Below are 11,985 nucleotides of genomic sequence, written 5' to 3'. Positions count from 1 at the left end.
TGATATAGATACTGCGGTGAGCACAAAAAAGCCCCATTCATTCCCGGAGGAATGAATGGGGCGGAAGGTACAGTCAGCTGCGGCCCTGTGACGGGAACCACTGATACATTCTGCTCCACTTCCCTCCGCTGGTATGATCCAGATCAGGTTCAAAGGGTCCGGAGCTTAAGCTCCGTCTCAGTCGGCCGACTCCCCTAGTGAATAATGTTGCTATTGAATTCGTAATTGCTACTTAATATACCACAAATTCCTGTCTTGTAAAGATCAGGCGGGTCAGCGCTTCGCCAGACCGGTCACGAACAAGGTGACGATGCCCCGGGAGATGTCCAGCTTGGAGGAATGGTGCCGCTTCTGCTCATACAGGTACAGATCGGGGCTGAGGACAGAGATTAAGGCTGTGGCCGCAAAGGCCGGATCAATGTCAATCAGCTCACCGCCCGCCGCAGCGCGCTGCAGCAGCTCTGTCATCATCACCCCCAGCCGCTGAAAAAAAGGATGCTCAAACTGGGTCAGCTGCTTCTTGCCGGTGAACTCGGCTTTGATCATATTCAGCAGCTCGGCATACTGCTCAATGAAATCGGCAATCTGCTCAATGCTGCTCTGCAGCTGAGCGAGAGCCGGAGCTTCACCGGCACTGGCAGCCACCTGCTGCTCCAGCCCGGACAGGAATTGATCTGCGCTGCCCTTCAGCAGTGCAGAACAGATCTCACCCTTGTCCATGAAGCGGCGGTACAGGGAGCCTTGTCCTATGCCTGCCCGCTTGGCAATGCTGTACATGCTGACCGCCTCAAGACCGCTCTCGGTGAACAACTGGCGGGCAGCTTCAAGAATCCGCTGTACATAAGGATCGGCGGACTCGGGCGGGGCGGATTCTATGGCTTGCGGAGCTGAGCGCGGGAGCTGCGCAGCATCGGTGTCTGGCTTTTTCATGAGAACCCCTTTCAGAAAAGAATTGACACAACGGACAATTGTCCGTAGACTATGAATTGCGCTTACGGACAGTTGTCCGTTCACTCATTATATAGAACAATCTGCCCGCAGGTCAATCTAGAACGCGGACAGCTCAGGAGGAGAAGAGACATGGATCAGACCTTGAAGCAGGAAGCCGATTTCCGGCTGTCCGGCATTCTGGTTCCGCTGCTGGCCATCATTGCAGGAGTATTTATGGTTGTACTGGACAGTACGGCGATGAACGTAGCCTTGTCCAGGCTGGTGGTGGATTTCAAGACGGATCTGCATACGCTGCAGTGGGTAGTTACCGGATATATGCTGGCCCAGGCTTCCGTTATTCCGCTGTCCGGCTGGCTGTCTGACCGGTTCGGGGCCAAGACGGTCTTCCTGACGGCGGTAGTTGTGTTCACGATAGGCTCGATTCTGTGCGCTACACCAAGCAGCGCCGAGTGGCTGATTGTTTTCCGGGTTATTCAGGGACTGGGCGGCGGCTGTGTGCTCCCTGTCGGAATGGCCTATGTATACAGACTGGCTCCCAAAAGTAAGGTCGGCGTAGTCATGGGCATTATGGGCATTCCCGTCCTGTTCGCTCCGGCTATTGGTCCGGTATTGTCGGGCTGGCTGGTTGAATACCATTCCTGGCGCTGGATCTTCCTTATTAATATTCCGATTGGCATCATCGCTGTGCTGATCGGACTGCGCAAGCTGCCGAGTGCGGCGAAGAACAGCGTGCCCGGCATGGATAAGCTAGGTATGGTTCTTGGACCGCTGGCCTTTGCTTCGCTAACCTACGGGGTCAGCCAGGGCGCGCAGAGCTGGACCTCTGAGAAGACGCTGATCGGGCTGCTGCTGGGCGCTGTGGCACTAATCGCTTTTGTCATCGCCGAGCTGCGCTCCAAGACACCACTGCTGGAGCTGCGGATTCTGAAATCCGTAGATTTCACGACAGGAATCATCGTGCAGTGGATTGCCCAGTTCGGCTTATACGGCGCGTTATTCCTGCTCCCGCAATTTCTGCAGCAGGCCCGCGGCTTCGGCGCATTTGATACCGGTCTGACGCTGCTGCCGCAAGCGATCGCTTCCGGGCTGATGATGCCGATTGCCGGGATACTGTTCGACCGGATCGGTGTGCGCTGGCTCGTGGTCTGCGGTCTCAGTCTGGTCTCCGGCGCGCTATTCCAGTATTCCCATGTGGATCTTACCACGCAGAGCCGCGATCTGATCCTTCCGCTGATCATGTGCGGGGCCGGAATGGGACTGATGATGATGCCGATGAACACGCATCTGCTCAACAAGGCGCCAAGCCATCTGGTGAACCGGGTAACCTCGCTGACAAACTCGATGCAGCAGGTGATTACCTCGCTGGCCGTCTCGACTCTGGTTACGATTCTGACGGCAAGAACAACGGCACGCGGTACCGAGATGCAGGAGGCAGCGGCGGCTGCCGGTAAAAGCACCGCAGGCGCTTCACAGGAAGCACTCCTGCTGGCCAAGCAGACCGTGTTGTCGCAGGGCTTCGCGGACACGTTCCACATTATGATGTTTGTCGCGCTTGGCGGTGCGGTCCTTGGACTGCTGCTGCGACGGGGCCGCCATTCCGGGACTGAACGTTCTAAGGAACAGGCAACGCCGGAAATCATGCACGTATAGTAATGCACCATATAGAAGCAGAGCTTGTAACATCCATATAGCAGCGATTCTCCTTTTGCCGGAGGGTCGCTTTTTGTTATTTTCTCTTCTGAATATTCTGATGCAGGAGCCGAAATTGGGGCAAGCTAAGCTATGGAAAATCAATACTATACAAATCCGATGAATATAATCGGAAAAAATCATTGACGCAGGTAACGCCTCAGTGTTACTATTCTTTTTGCCGGTAATTACGGTATCTAAAGAGAAGATATGAGAGGGGATTCATCGAATGAAAAAACTAAGTCTGACTATTATGCTGCTCCTGACCATGGTCACGGCTGCGGCTTGCGGAAACAACAATACGGACAAGACAGCAACGGGCGGCAATACCGGGAATGAACCCACAGCAGCGGCTACAGAGGGTACAGCTTCCGGGGAGCAGAACAGCCTGGAGGCCGTCAAAGCCAGCGGCAAGCTGCGCATCGGAACCGAAGGAACCTACGCACCGTTCACCTTCCATGATGCGGACGGCAAGCTGACAGGTTTCGATGTTGAGATTGCTGAGGAAGTGACCAAGCGTTTAGGTGTGAAGCCGGAGTTCATTGAGACGCAATGGGACGGGATTTTTGCCGGGATGGATGCGAAGCGCTTCGATGTGATCTTCAATGAAGTCTCCATCACTGATGAACGTAAAGTGAAATATGATTTCTCCGATCCGTATATTGTCTCCAAGGCGGTGCTGATCGTACCGGAGGATAATCAGGATATTAAGACGTTCGCTGATCTCAAGGGTAAAAAAGCCGGCCAGTCCCTGACCAGCAACCTCGGCAAAATCGCCACAGACAACGGTGCCGAGATCGTATCCACCGAAGGCTTCAACCAGGCGATTGATCTGCTGACCTCCGGCCGGATCGATGCTACCGTGAATGACGGATTGTCCTTCCTCGACCTGAAGAAGCAGAAGCCGGATATCAAGATCAAGAAGGTGGATGAGATTGCCGAAGGCTCGCATAGTGCCGCAGTCTTCCTGAAAGGGAATGACGAGCTGGTGCAGGCTGTGAACGAAGCGCTGACCGCTATGAAGAGCGACGGAACCTACCTTAAGATCTCCGAGAAGTACTTCGGCACTGACGTATCGAAATGATGGATGACCGCCAAATACAAATATTTCTCGATTCATTGCTGCCCCTGTTCAAAGCCGGGGTGGCTTTTACCCTTCCGCTTGCGGTGGTATCCTTTATTCTGGGGCTGCTGCTGGCGGTGATTACTGCGCTTGCCCGGCTGTCCTCCTGGAGACTTCCGAGGCTGATCGCCAGATTTTATGTCTGGGTGATCCGGGGAACGCCGCTGCTGGTGCAGCTGTTTATTATTTTCTATGGACTGCCCGCCGCCGGGATTGTGCTTGATCCGTTCATCGCCGCTGTCATCGGGTTCACGCTCAGTGTCGGGGCCTACTCCTCCGAGATTGTCCGGGCTGCCATCCTGTCTATCCACAAGGGCCAGTGGGAAGCCGCGTTCTCTGTGGGGATGAGCCGGAAGCAGGCTCTGCGCCGGGTGATATTGCCTCAAGCTGCCCGCGTGTCGGTTCCGCCGTTATCGAATTCTTTTATTAGCCTGGTTAAGGATACTTCGCTTGCGGCCAGTATTACTTATGTAGAGATCTTCAGAAAAGCCCAGCAGATTGTGGCGACATCCTATGAACCCCTGCTGCTGTATTGCGAAGCGGCGTTGTTCTATCTGCTGTTCTGCTCCGTATTGTCGGCGCTGCAGAATTACTTGGAGAAGCGGCTGGACCGGTATTCGGCCAGTTAAGGTGAAGGAGGCACACGCATGATTGAAATACGCGATTTACATAAGTCCTTCGGGCCGCTTGCGGTGCTGAAAGGTGTGGATCTCGCCGTTGAACACGGCCAGGTCATGGTCATTATCGGACCTTCCGGCTCCGGCAAAACCACGCTGCTGCGCTGCTTCAACCTGCTGGAGACCCCCGACAAGGGCAGTCTTACACTGAACACGATTAAGCTGGATTTCACCCCGGGTGCCAAAATTCCACAGCGTACCGTACTCTCCCTGCGCCAGCAGACAGGAATGGTGTTCCAGTCTTATAATCTGTTCCCGCATATGACGGCGATCGGCAATGTCATGGAGGGACAGATCACGGTGCAAAAGCGTTCCAAGGAGGAAGCGCGCAGCAAGGCGCTGGCACTCTTGGACAAGGTGGGTCTGGCAGACAAGGCAGATGCGTATCCGCATCAGCTGTCCGGCGGCCAGCAGCAGCGTGTAGCGATAGCCCGCGCCATGGCGGCCTCGCCGGAGGTGCTGCTGTTCGATGAGCCGACCTCGGCGCTTGACCCTGAGCTGGTCGGCGAGGTGCTGAAGGTCATCAAGCAGCTGGCCCGGGAAGGAATGACGATGGTTATCGTCACCCATGAGATGAAATTCGCGGCCGATGTGGCCGACCGGATCATTCTAATGGACAACGGAGTCATCCTGGAGCAGGGAACCCCCCGGGAGGTACTGGAGCAGACGAAGAACCCGCGCGCCTTGCAATTCCTGAACCGGCTCAGCGGGGAAGAGTGATTGCGGGACGGAGTATATTAAGGCAGACCGGGAGGAGAGTCCTGGTCTGCCTTTTTATTGTTTTGTAGTGTAACCAATTGTATGTGAAAAACAGTATACATTGTGTTTACGCGAAGATGAGGTGGTAGGCAAACGTAAACGAAGAAGTGCACTTGAATCCGTGTTTGTAACTCCCCCTCTTAAACAGCGGAGCAGGCGGAATGATTGTGGAGAAGCGGAGCGGTCGCCTTTGTATCCGGATTTTCACCGATTAGGGGAATGAAAAAAATCTGGATACAAGAGCGATTGGAACAACATTCCGTTTGTGGAGCGTGCTCCAAAGCGTCGCCGTAATTTATACCTATGTATTTCCTGTAAATAAAACAAGGCTGCCCCTAGCCGTAACGGCTTCCGGGACAGCCTTTGATCTATCATACGCGGGGGAACGGTATGAACTAACCTAACTTTCCTTTACTTCTGTGTGCCGCCATCGCTAACGGACTTCAAGTAGTCCAGCGTGTTGTACAGCATAACAGCTGCTTCAGCACGGGTGATAGTGCTCTTCGGATTGAACTTGCCGCTGGCATCAAGGGCAGTGATCTTGTATTTCAGCGCCCGCTGAATGCTGCCCTGATAGGAAGGGTCCAGCGCGTCTGCATCTGCAAGCTCAGCCGGAACGAGATTGATCATCGGCAGGTTACCGGCCTTTTCCACGGCTTGAACCAGCATACTGGTATACAGCTCTTTGGTAATCGGCTTGGCCGGATCGATATTGGCCGGGATACTCACACCATTATAATGGGCATTGATGAAGGCTTCTGCGTACCAGGCATTGTCTTTTACTTTGGAGAACAGCGCACTTGCCTGGGGAGCCTTATTGAAATCAATTGCCGCCAGGCTAAGCTGGAGACCGCCGGAGATAAATTGTATCCCTTGCGCTGTAGTTACTGTGGATGCCGGCAGAAATTGGGTGTCGGAGATTCCTTTGATCAGGCCCTGCTCCTTCAGAGAGTTGATCTTATCCTTACCTGTCACCTGGCTGATATCCTTGAAGCTGCTGCCGGCTGCAAAAATTTGTCCGCCAAGAGAGAAGGAAAGGAGGGTTACTGCTGTAATAGCTGCGATCGTGTTTTTTTTCATACTCATCTGAATTCCACCTCTATTATAGGGTTGGGCCGTTTGGCCTGTATCAACTCCTCTAACGTAATGAGATCAGAAAAGGTTGCAAGCGAATGAATCCCGTTCTACAGGCCCAGTCAGCTACATCATTTCCTGAAACAGCAGATTGCGGTAGGGGTACCGGCTGAATCTGGTCTTGAACAGCAGGGCTATTCCGCTTTCTTCAATCGTTACGGATTTCAGTGACGTTGTTCTTACCAGACTGCGGACCATCGCCCTTACCGCCCGGTTGTCCTTACGCCGGATGGCGGCAGCCATGGCTTCCGCGAAGCTCCGGTTAACCGCAAGCTCGCGGTACAACGGGATGATGGAACGCGCTATGCAGCGGTGGGCGTCTGTATTGAAGGTGAACTGAACGGTTCCCGGCGGAATCGTCGTTCCATTGGTATAGAAGGCAATCGGCAGCGGAAAGGGAAAAGAGATAAAATAACCGATTCCGTTCGTTCCGTAATTCTCCGCGTCGGCAAGTGCGGGGATACTGTGGAGCAAGCTGCCCATCAGGTCCAGGTCGGCAGTGACAACCGCGGTTGTCCATTGCCTGGCATAACTGCGGTTTCCGGCAATTTTCCGGTAGAACGGCAGCATGGCCGCAGCTACGCTGCGCAGTACACGGGCTGTTACCAGCCGCTGCGTCTGCTTAGGTTGTACTTTCGCCATCCGGATCATCCTCACTTTGCACAGATTCTTTCCAAGTATAAGCATGTATCGGTTACATTTGATCTTGATATAGAGTATGGGGATTACGCACACTTCGGAATGGGCAACTCCGGTTTCGGCAGAAATATTATCTATACGTGGAGCGGCAGAGGGGGGCTATTGCGGGCAAGTGATGTTATACTGGTGTCAGGACTTTTCTTTGACGGGCAAGTTTGTTATGCTTATATCGTAACGATTACTAATTATTCTGCGGGAATTGTTCTGCTTCCGGAAAGGTGGGAACCCGGGTGAACCGAGTGTCAAATATCAGTCAGCAGTTTGCGGCTCATAATTATAAGCTTACACCACAGCGTGAAGCGATAGTGAGAGTGCTGCTGGATAATGAGAAGGATCATCTAAGCGTGGAAGAGGTATATATGCTGGTCAAGCGCAGTTACCCGCATTTGGGGCTGGCGACTGTCTACCGTACCTTGGAGCTGCTGTGTGAACTTCATATTGTGCAAAAAATGAATTTCGGCGACGGCGTCGCCCGTTATGATCTGCGCGACGACGATCATGTGCATATGCATCATCACCTGATCTGCAATGTATGCGGTAAGCTGGAAGAGATCAAGGATGATTGGCTGGTGGAGCTGGAGGCGCGGGTAGCCCGTGAATATGGCTTCAGTGTGACCGATCACCGTCTCGATTTCAAAGGCACCTATAATAGCTGTCAAAAGAACGGCTGCAAGGGCGACAAGGACTGCCGCGCCGTCTCATAAGCACATCTGCAACGCACAGAAGGCGCAGGGCTGAAGTTCAGCCTGCGCCTTCTTGCAAATATTAAGAAGTTACGGAATCTGCGAAATGCCGCTGCTAGGAGCGGTTTGGAACGAAGGATTTGATCCAGGTTCCGAAGCTGCCGGGATTGCGGGTCTGAACCAGGATCACCCCTTCGCCGCGGAACCGGCAGACCAGGGCCTCGCCGCTGGTTAAGCTGTTCAGCCAGCCGGAGGCTGCTTTTTCCACCTTGTAATCCATATAGTCCGGCCAAGCTACAAGGTGTCCGTTATCGATGATCATCTCTTCGCCCGGTCCGAGGTTAATGGCGTGAATCGCTCCGAAGGAGGAGAGGAAGACGGTGCCCCTGCCGCTGATTTCCAGAATGAAGAATCCTTCGCCGGAGAATAGGCCGCGGGTCAGATTCTGCATTTTGGTATTGACCTGAATGCCTTGGGTTCCCGCCAGGAAGCCGTCCTTCTGTACGATCAGCTTGTACGACCCGTCCAGCTCAATGGCCTGTACATCCCCGATAGAACCGGGTGAGAGCAGCACCTCACTCTGTCCGCGCGTGGCGGTCAGCTCCTGGAAGAAGAATTTCTCCCCGCTCAGCATGCGGCCCAGGCCGCGCATAATTCCGCCGTCCACGGTGCCCCGCAGCTCCACATTCGGTGACATGGCGACCATCGCACCCATCTCCGCCTTAACGCTCTCGCCCGGCTCCAGCAGGACCTTAAGCATGGCGAAGGCGCCGTCATACAGCACATCATATTTCATATCCCGTTCCTCCTCATTCTTGCGATTATTGGTTATGCCACAGGTATGTATCTTGCTCTTCAAGGATACTGTACCAGGTAGTCCAACTGCAAGCCGGGCACAGCCAGGGCTGGAGTACAGTACCAAATGAATATAGTGAACAGTACCGGGCAGCGGTCAGGATAGTGTGTTAAAATGAAGTGGACAGTGCAGCCGTACTGAATATACGAATGACAAGGAGTGTCGCCGCTTATGGCACGGACAAGAACGCAGAAGGCGCTGCTTAAGGCAGAGCGCTCAGGCACATGGTGTGCAGAAAGAAACCGCAGACTCAATCAGGATTACGGGGCCATCTCCCAGCATGTCCGAGTTACACCCGGCAAACGGGAGCAATTGAATAAGGTCAAACACAAGGAGCGGATCTTCCATGATGGCGCTCCTTTTGCATGCCTGGGGGCAGCGGGGTAATACTTATACCTGTGCCCTGCTGTGAATACGGTATTCCTTGGGCGACATGCCGAACCGGCTGCGGAAGATCCGGTGGAAATAGGTATAGTTCGCAAATCCGCAGGTCTCGGAGACATGCTCCAGCGGCATGGGGCTGAACGTAATCTTTTCCCGGGCCATATCCAGCCGTACATCATTTACATATTTGACAATCGTGGTGCCGAACGCTTCCTTGAACAGATGAACCGCACGGGAGACCGAGATATCCACATGTGCGGCCACATCCTCCAGCCGGAAGCTGTAAGAGGCATGTTCTTCCACGTACTGCTTCATCCGGTAAGCCAGATAAGCCTTCGGTGAGATCGCGGGCTGATCAATCATCAGCCGGTCAATCTCCATACATAGAATCTGCAGATAACAAGCAGAGATATCCGGTGAGGAGTCCGATAAGCGGCGCTGCTCCAGCACAAGCTGGCGGAAGAGGCCGAGAATATGATCGCTCATCGGCAGGCGGAGTACCGCCGGACGCTGCTTGCGTCTCCACCACTCTTCAATCCATGGGCCGCTGCAAAAGATATGATAGTCACCGCTCTCGATCCTCGGCTTGCCGACGGGATAGACTTCCTTGTCGATACTCAAGTAGTAGGGGTCATTCGGTGCGAACAGCATGAGATCGCCGCTCTCAACGGTCGTAATGGCTCCGTTCTCCCTGGTGCGGCTGCGCCCTTCAGTCTGGAGCCGCAGCAGATAATACTGTACACCCTCGCTGCGTGACATATGAAATGGTTTGCGGTGGAAGGAGAATCCGGCGGATAGAATGTGGCAAGCGGCAGATGTTGTCATGTGTCCCTCCTAGTCTAATAAATGATAAGCAGATTGTTCATGTTTTAATCATATTATTCATTTTATTATATACGCTTTCATATTACCATGTAGCTAAGCAAAAAACATACAAATGATGTGGAGAAGGCCGTATTGCGGCGCTAATCGCTACATTTACAAACTCTGGAAGCAGTGGATGAAACCAAGAGAACGCTGCGTTCTCCAATGTTTACAGCCCGTTTGTTCAGGTGATGCGCTTCAGGGAAGGTAACCGGGAGTGCGGCGGCAGCAAGAACAGGATAACTCCGGATCATATAAGGAGTGGGAATAACAATGCTTAAGGTTGGATTGCAGCTGTACACGCTTAGAGAAGAACTGGAACAGGATTTCGAGGGAACTATACGTAAGGTAGCCGAGCTGGGCTACAGCGGTGTGGAGTTCTTCCACTATTTCGGCCGTACGGCTGAACAGGTGAAGGCGCTGCTTGAAGAGACAGGACTTGTTGCTGTCGGAGCCCACCGTCCGTACGATGCGATGCTGAATGATACGGAGCAGGAGATCACCTTCAATCTGGAGATCGGCAACCGCAATCTGATCGTGCCTTATCTGACAGAAGAACAACGGAACTGGCCGGAGGTAGCCGCGGGTCTGCGGACCATCGGCGAGAAATGCAAGGCTGCCGGTGCTGTTCTGTCTTATCATAATCATGATTTTGAATTCACGGAGAAGGTTGACGGCCAGCCAGCCTTTGATTATCTGTTCGAAGCGGTGCCTGCTGAGCAGCTTCAAGTGGAGATGGATACATGCTGGGTGTATTACGGCGGATATGATCCGGCAGAATATATCCGTAAGTATGCAGGACGCCTGCCGATCATCCACCTCAAGGATCTGAAGAAGAAAGAAGACGGCTCACCGGAGACTGTAGTACTCGGCGAAGGTGAAGTGGATCTGGCTGCGATCATTGAAGCAGCCGCTAGCGCTGGTGTGGAATGGGCAGTGGTGGAGCAGGACTTCTGCAGCCGCTCGCCGCTTGGTAGTGTCGCTGACAGCTTGAACTGGATCAAAACATACGAGAATCAAGGAGGAAGTATTCATGTCTAACAAACTCAAGATTGCTATTATCGGTTGCGGTGGTATCGCAAACGGCAAACATATGCCAAGCCTTGCCCGTCAGGAGGATGCCGAAATGGTGGCATTCTGTGATATCGTGGAAGAACGTGCCCAGGAGGCTGCCAAGACCTACGGCTCGGAAGGCGCTGCTGTATTTACCGATTTCCGTGAGCTGCTGGCAACGGGCGGGTTCGATATCGTGCATGTCTGCACGCCGAATGACAGCCACTCCGAGATTACGGTTGCCGCACTGGAAGCCGGCAATCATGTGCTGTGTGAGAAGCCGATGGCCAAGACCACTGCACAGGCTAAGGAAATGCTGGATGCCGCCAAGCGTACAGGAAAGAAATTGTCCATTGCTTATCAGAACCGTTTCCGCGCAGACAGCGAATATCTGAAGGGGCTGTGTGAAGAAGGGGAACTCGGCGATATCTATTACGGTAAGGCTATTGCGCTTCGCCGCCGCGCTGTTCCAACCTGGGGCGTGTTCCTGGATGAAGAGAAGCAGGGCGGAGGACCGCTGATCGATATCGGTACCCATGCGCTGGATCTGACACTCTGGCTGATGAATAACTACAAGCCGCGTATGGTTGTAGGCTCTACCTTCCATAAGCTGGGCCAGAAGAAGAATGCCGCGAATGCCTTCGGTCCGTGGGACCCTGAGCAATTCAAGGTAGAAGATTCCGCCTTCGGCTTCATTACAATGGAGAACGGTGCTACAATTGTACTTGAATCCAGCTGGGCGCTGAACGTATCTGAATTCGGCGAAGCCAAGACGATGCTTGCGGGAACGGAAGGCGGAGCGGATATGAAGGACGGGCTGCGTCTGAACGGCGAACGTGCCGGCCGCCTGTATGAGACCAAGGTGGACCTGTCCTCCGGCGGTGTCGCCTTCTACAGCGGAGCTGCGGAGAATGAAGCAGACCGTGAAGCCCGTCTGTGGCTGGAAGCCGTAAGAGAAGACAAGGACCCTGTGGTTCTGCCGGAGCAGGCCTTCGTAGTTACCCAGATTCTTGAAGCAGTGTATGAATCAGCACGTACCGGACGCGCCGTATATTTTGATGGAAGTTCTGACAACTAAGAGCCTCTTCCGGTTCACGCGACTATTAGACAAAC

General features: G+C 53.7%; 13 protein-coding genes and 1 riboswitch. Of the genes, 8 read left to right on the top strand and 5 right to left on the bottom strand.

All coding sequences use genetic code 11. From position 1 onward, the window contains the following. Nucleotides 1-103: 103 nt before the first annotated feature. Nucleotides 104-206, bottom strand: a riboswitch (TPP riboswitch). Nucleotides 207-273: 67 nt separating this feature from the next. Then, on the bottom strand, nucleotides 274-930 hold the full coding sequence (locus tag MKY96_RS14375) for a TetR/AcrR family transcriptional regulator (protein WP_340941215.1): 657 nt from the start codon (nucleotides 928-930) through the stop codon (nucleotides 274-276). Nucleotides 931-1,080: 150 nt separating this feature from the next. Here MKY96_RS14375 and MKY96_RS14370 point away from each other — a divergent pair, with 150 nt between their 5' ends. The 4 genes from MKY96_RS14370 to MKY96_RS14355 all read left to right on the top strand — a co-directional run bounded on the left by MKY96_RS14370 (nucleotide 1,081) and on the right by MKY96_RS14355 (nucleotide 5,160). Next, nucleotides 1,081-2,601, top strand: a complete 1,521-nt coding sequence (locus MKY96_RS14370) for a DHA2 family efflux MFS transporter permease subunit (RefSeq protein ID WP_340941214.1) — start codon at nucleotides 1,081-1,083, stop codon at nucleotides 2,599-2,601. Nucleotides 2,602-2,869: 268 nt separating this feature from the next. Further along, nucleotides 2,870-3,724, top strand: coding sequence for an amino acid ABC transporter substrate-binding protein (locus tag MKY96_RS14365; protein ID WP_340941212.1), 855 nt, complete (start codon nucleotides 2,870-2,872; stop codon nucleotides 3,722-3,724). Continuing rightward, a complete protein-coding gene (locus MKY96_RS14360) occupies nucleotides 3,724-4,392 on the top strand; it encodes an amino acid ABC transporter permease (RefSeq protein ID WP_340941211.1) in 669 nt (222 codons plus the stop codon). Before MKY96_RS14365 ends, MKY96_RS14360 begins: the two co-directional genes overlap by 1 nt. Before the next feature lie 18 nt (nucleotides 4,393-4,410). Next, a complete protein-coding gene (locus MKY96_RS14355) occupies nucleotides 4,411-5,160 on the top strand; it encodes an amino acid ABC transporter ATP-binding protein (protein WP_340941210.1) in 750 nt (249 codons plus the stop codon). 450 nt (nucleotides 5,161-5,610) lie between these two features. Here MKY96_RS14355 and MKY96_RS14350 read toward each other — a convergent pair whose 3' ends face one another. Together MKY96_RS14350 and MKY96_RS14345 are read right to left on the bottom strand one after the other, a co-directional pair. Continuing rightward, nucleotides 5,611-6,285, bottom strand: coding sequence for an S-layer homology domain-containing protein (locus MKY96_RS14350; RefSeq protein ID WP_340941209.1), 675 nt, complete (start codon nucleotides 6,283-6,285; stop codon nucleotides 5,611-5,613). Between the two features lie 114 nt (nucleotides 6,286-6,399). Next, a complete protein-coding gene (locus MKY96_RS14345) occupies nucleotides 6,400-6,975 on the bottom strand; it encodes a hypothetical protein (RefSeq protein ID WP_340941207.1) in 576 nt (191 codons plus the stop codon). A 296-nt stretch (nucleotides 6,976-7,271) separates the two neighbouring features. On the opposite strand from MKY96_RS14345, the gene fur reads away from it, so the two are divergent. Beyond that, nucleotides 7,272-7,736, top strand: a complete 465-nt coding sequence (fur, locus tag MKY96_RS14340) for a ferric iron uptake transcriptional regulator (protein WP_445671440.1) — start codon at nucleotides 7,272-7,274, stop codon at nucleotides 7,734-7,736. A gap of 94 nt (nucleotides 7,737-7,830) precedes the next feature. Here the strand turns inward: fur and MKY96_RS14335 are convergent, their stop codons facing one another. After that, nucleotides 7,831-8,511 (bottom strand): TIGR00266 family protein, encoded by a 681-nt coding sequence (locus tag MKY96_RS14335; RefSeq protein WP_036729143.1) that lies wholly within the window; start codon nucleotides 8,509-8,511, stop codon nucleotides 7,831-7,833. Nucleotides 8,512-8,742: 231 nt separating this feature from the next. On the opposite strand from MKY96_RS14335, the gene MKY96_RS14330 reads away from it, so the two are divergent. Continuing rightward, nucleotides 8,743-8,958: a hypothetical protein gene (locus MKY96_RS14330; protein WP_340941204.1), complete on the top strand. Its 216-nt coding sequence runs from the start codon at nucleotides 8,743-8,745 to the stop codon at nucleotides 8,956-8,958. A 3-nt stretch (nucleotides 8,959-8,961) separates the two neighbouring features. Here MKY96_RS14330 and MKY96_RS14325 read toward each other — a convergent pair whose 3' ends face one another. Beyond that, complete coding sequence (locus MKY96_RS14325) at nucleotides 8,962-9,780, bottom strand: helix-turn-helix domain-containing protein (protein WP_340941202.1); 819 nt, start codon at nucleotides 9,778-9,780, stop codon at nucleotides 8,962-8,964. 312 nt (nucleotides 9,781-10,092) lie between these two features. Between MKY96_RS14325 and MKY96_RS14320 the strand changes: the two genes are divergently transcribed. Beyond that, nucleotides 10,093-10,860: a sugar phosphate isomerase/epimerase family protein gene (locus tag MKY96_RS14320; RefSeq protein WP_340941200.1), complete on the top strand. Its 768-nt coding sequence runs from the start codon at nucleotides 10,093-10,095 to the stop codon at nucleotides 10,858-10,860. Then, nucleotides 10,853-11,950 carry a Gfo/Idh/MocA family protein gene (locus MKY96_RS14315; RefSeq protein WP_036729132.1) on the top strand — a complete coding sequence of 366 codons (1,098 nt, stop codon included), beginning with the start codon at nucleotides 10,853-10,855 and terminating at the stop codon, nucleotides 11,948-11,950. Before MKY96_RS14320 ends, MKY96_RS14315 begins: the two co-directional genes overlap by 8 nt. Nucleotides 11,951-11,985 lie beyond the last annotated feature (35 nt).

It is taken from the genome of Paenibacillus sp. FSL R7-0302, assembly GCF_038006885.1.
GTDB lineage: Bacteria > Bacillota > Bacilli > Paenibacillales > Paenibacillaceae > Paenibacillus_AQ.
The sequence above is the reverse complement of the archived record's forward strand: the minus strand, read 5'-3'. Positions and strand labels throughout refer to the sequence as shown.

Coding starts and splice junctions, on each gene's coding strand:
- MKY96_RS14375 (WP_340941215.1), bottom strand. CDS start 930: ATGAAAAAGCCAGACACCGATGCTGCGCAGCTCCCGCGCTCAGCTCCG.
- MKY96_RS14370 (WP_340941214.1), top strand. CDS start 1,081: ATGGATCAGACCTTGAAGCAGGAAGCCGATTTCCGGCTGTCCGGCATT.
- MKY96_RS14365 (WP_340941212.1), top strand. CDS start 2,870: ATGAAAAAACTAAGTCTGACTATTATGCTGCTCCTGACCATGGTCACG.
- MKY96_RS14360 (WP_340941211.1), top strand. CDS start 3,724: ATGGATGACCGCCAAATACAAATATTTCTCGATTCATTGCTGCCCCTG.
- MKY96_RS14355 (WP_340941210.1), top strand. CDS start 4,411: ATGATTGAAATACGCGATTTACATAAGTCCTTCGGGCCGCTTGCGGTG.
- MKY96_RS14350 (WP_340941209.1), bottom strand. CDS start 6,285: ATGAGTATGAAAAAAAACACGATCGCAGCTATTACAGCAGTAACCCTC.
- MKY96_RS14345 (WP_340941207.1), bottom strand. CDS start 6,975: ATGGCGAAAGTACAACCTAAGCAGACGCAGCGGCTGGTAACAGCCCGT.
- MKY96_RS14335 (WP_036729143.1), bottom strand. CDS start 8,511: ATGAAATATGATGTGCTGTATGACGGCGCCTTCGCCATGCTTAAGGTC.
- MKY96_RS14330 (WP_340941204.1), top strand. CDS start 8,743: ATGGCACGGACAAGAACGCAGAAGGCGCTGCTTAAGGCAGAGCGCTCA.
- MKY96_RS14325 (WP_340941202.1), bottom strand. CDS start 9,780: ATGACAACATCTGCCGCTTGCCACATTCTATCCGCCGGATTCTCCTTC.
- MKY96_RS14320 (WP_340941200.1), top strand. CDS start 10,093: ATGCTTAAGGTTGGATTGCAGCTGTACACGCTTAGAGAAGAACTGGAA.
- MKY96_RS14315 (WP_036729132.1), top strand. CDS start 10,853: ATGTCTAACAAACTCAAGATTGCTATTATCGGTTGCGGTGGTATCGCA.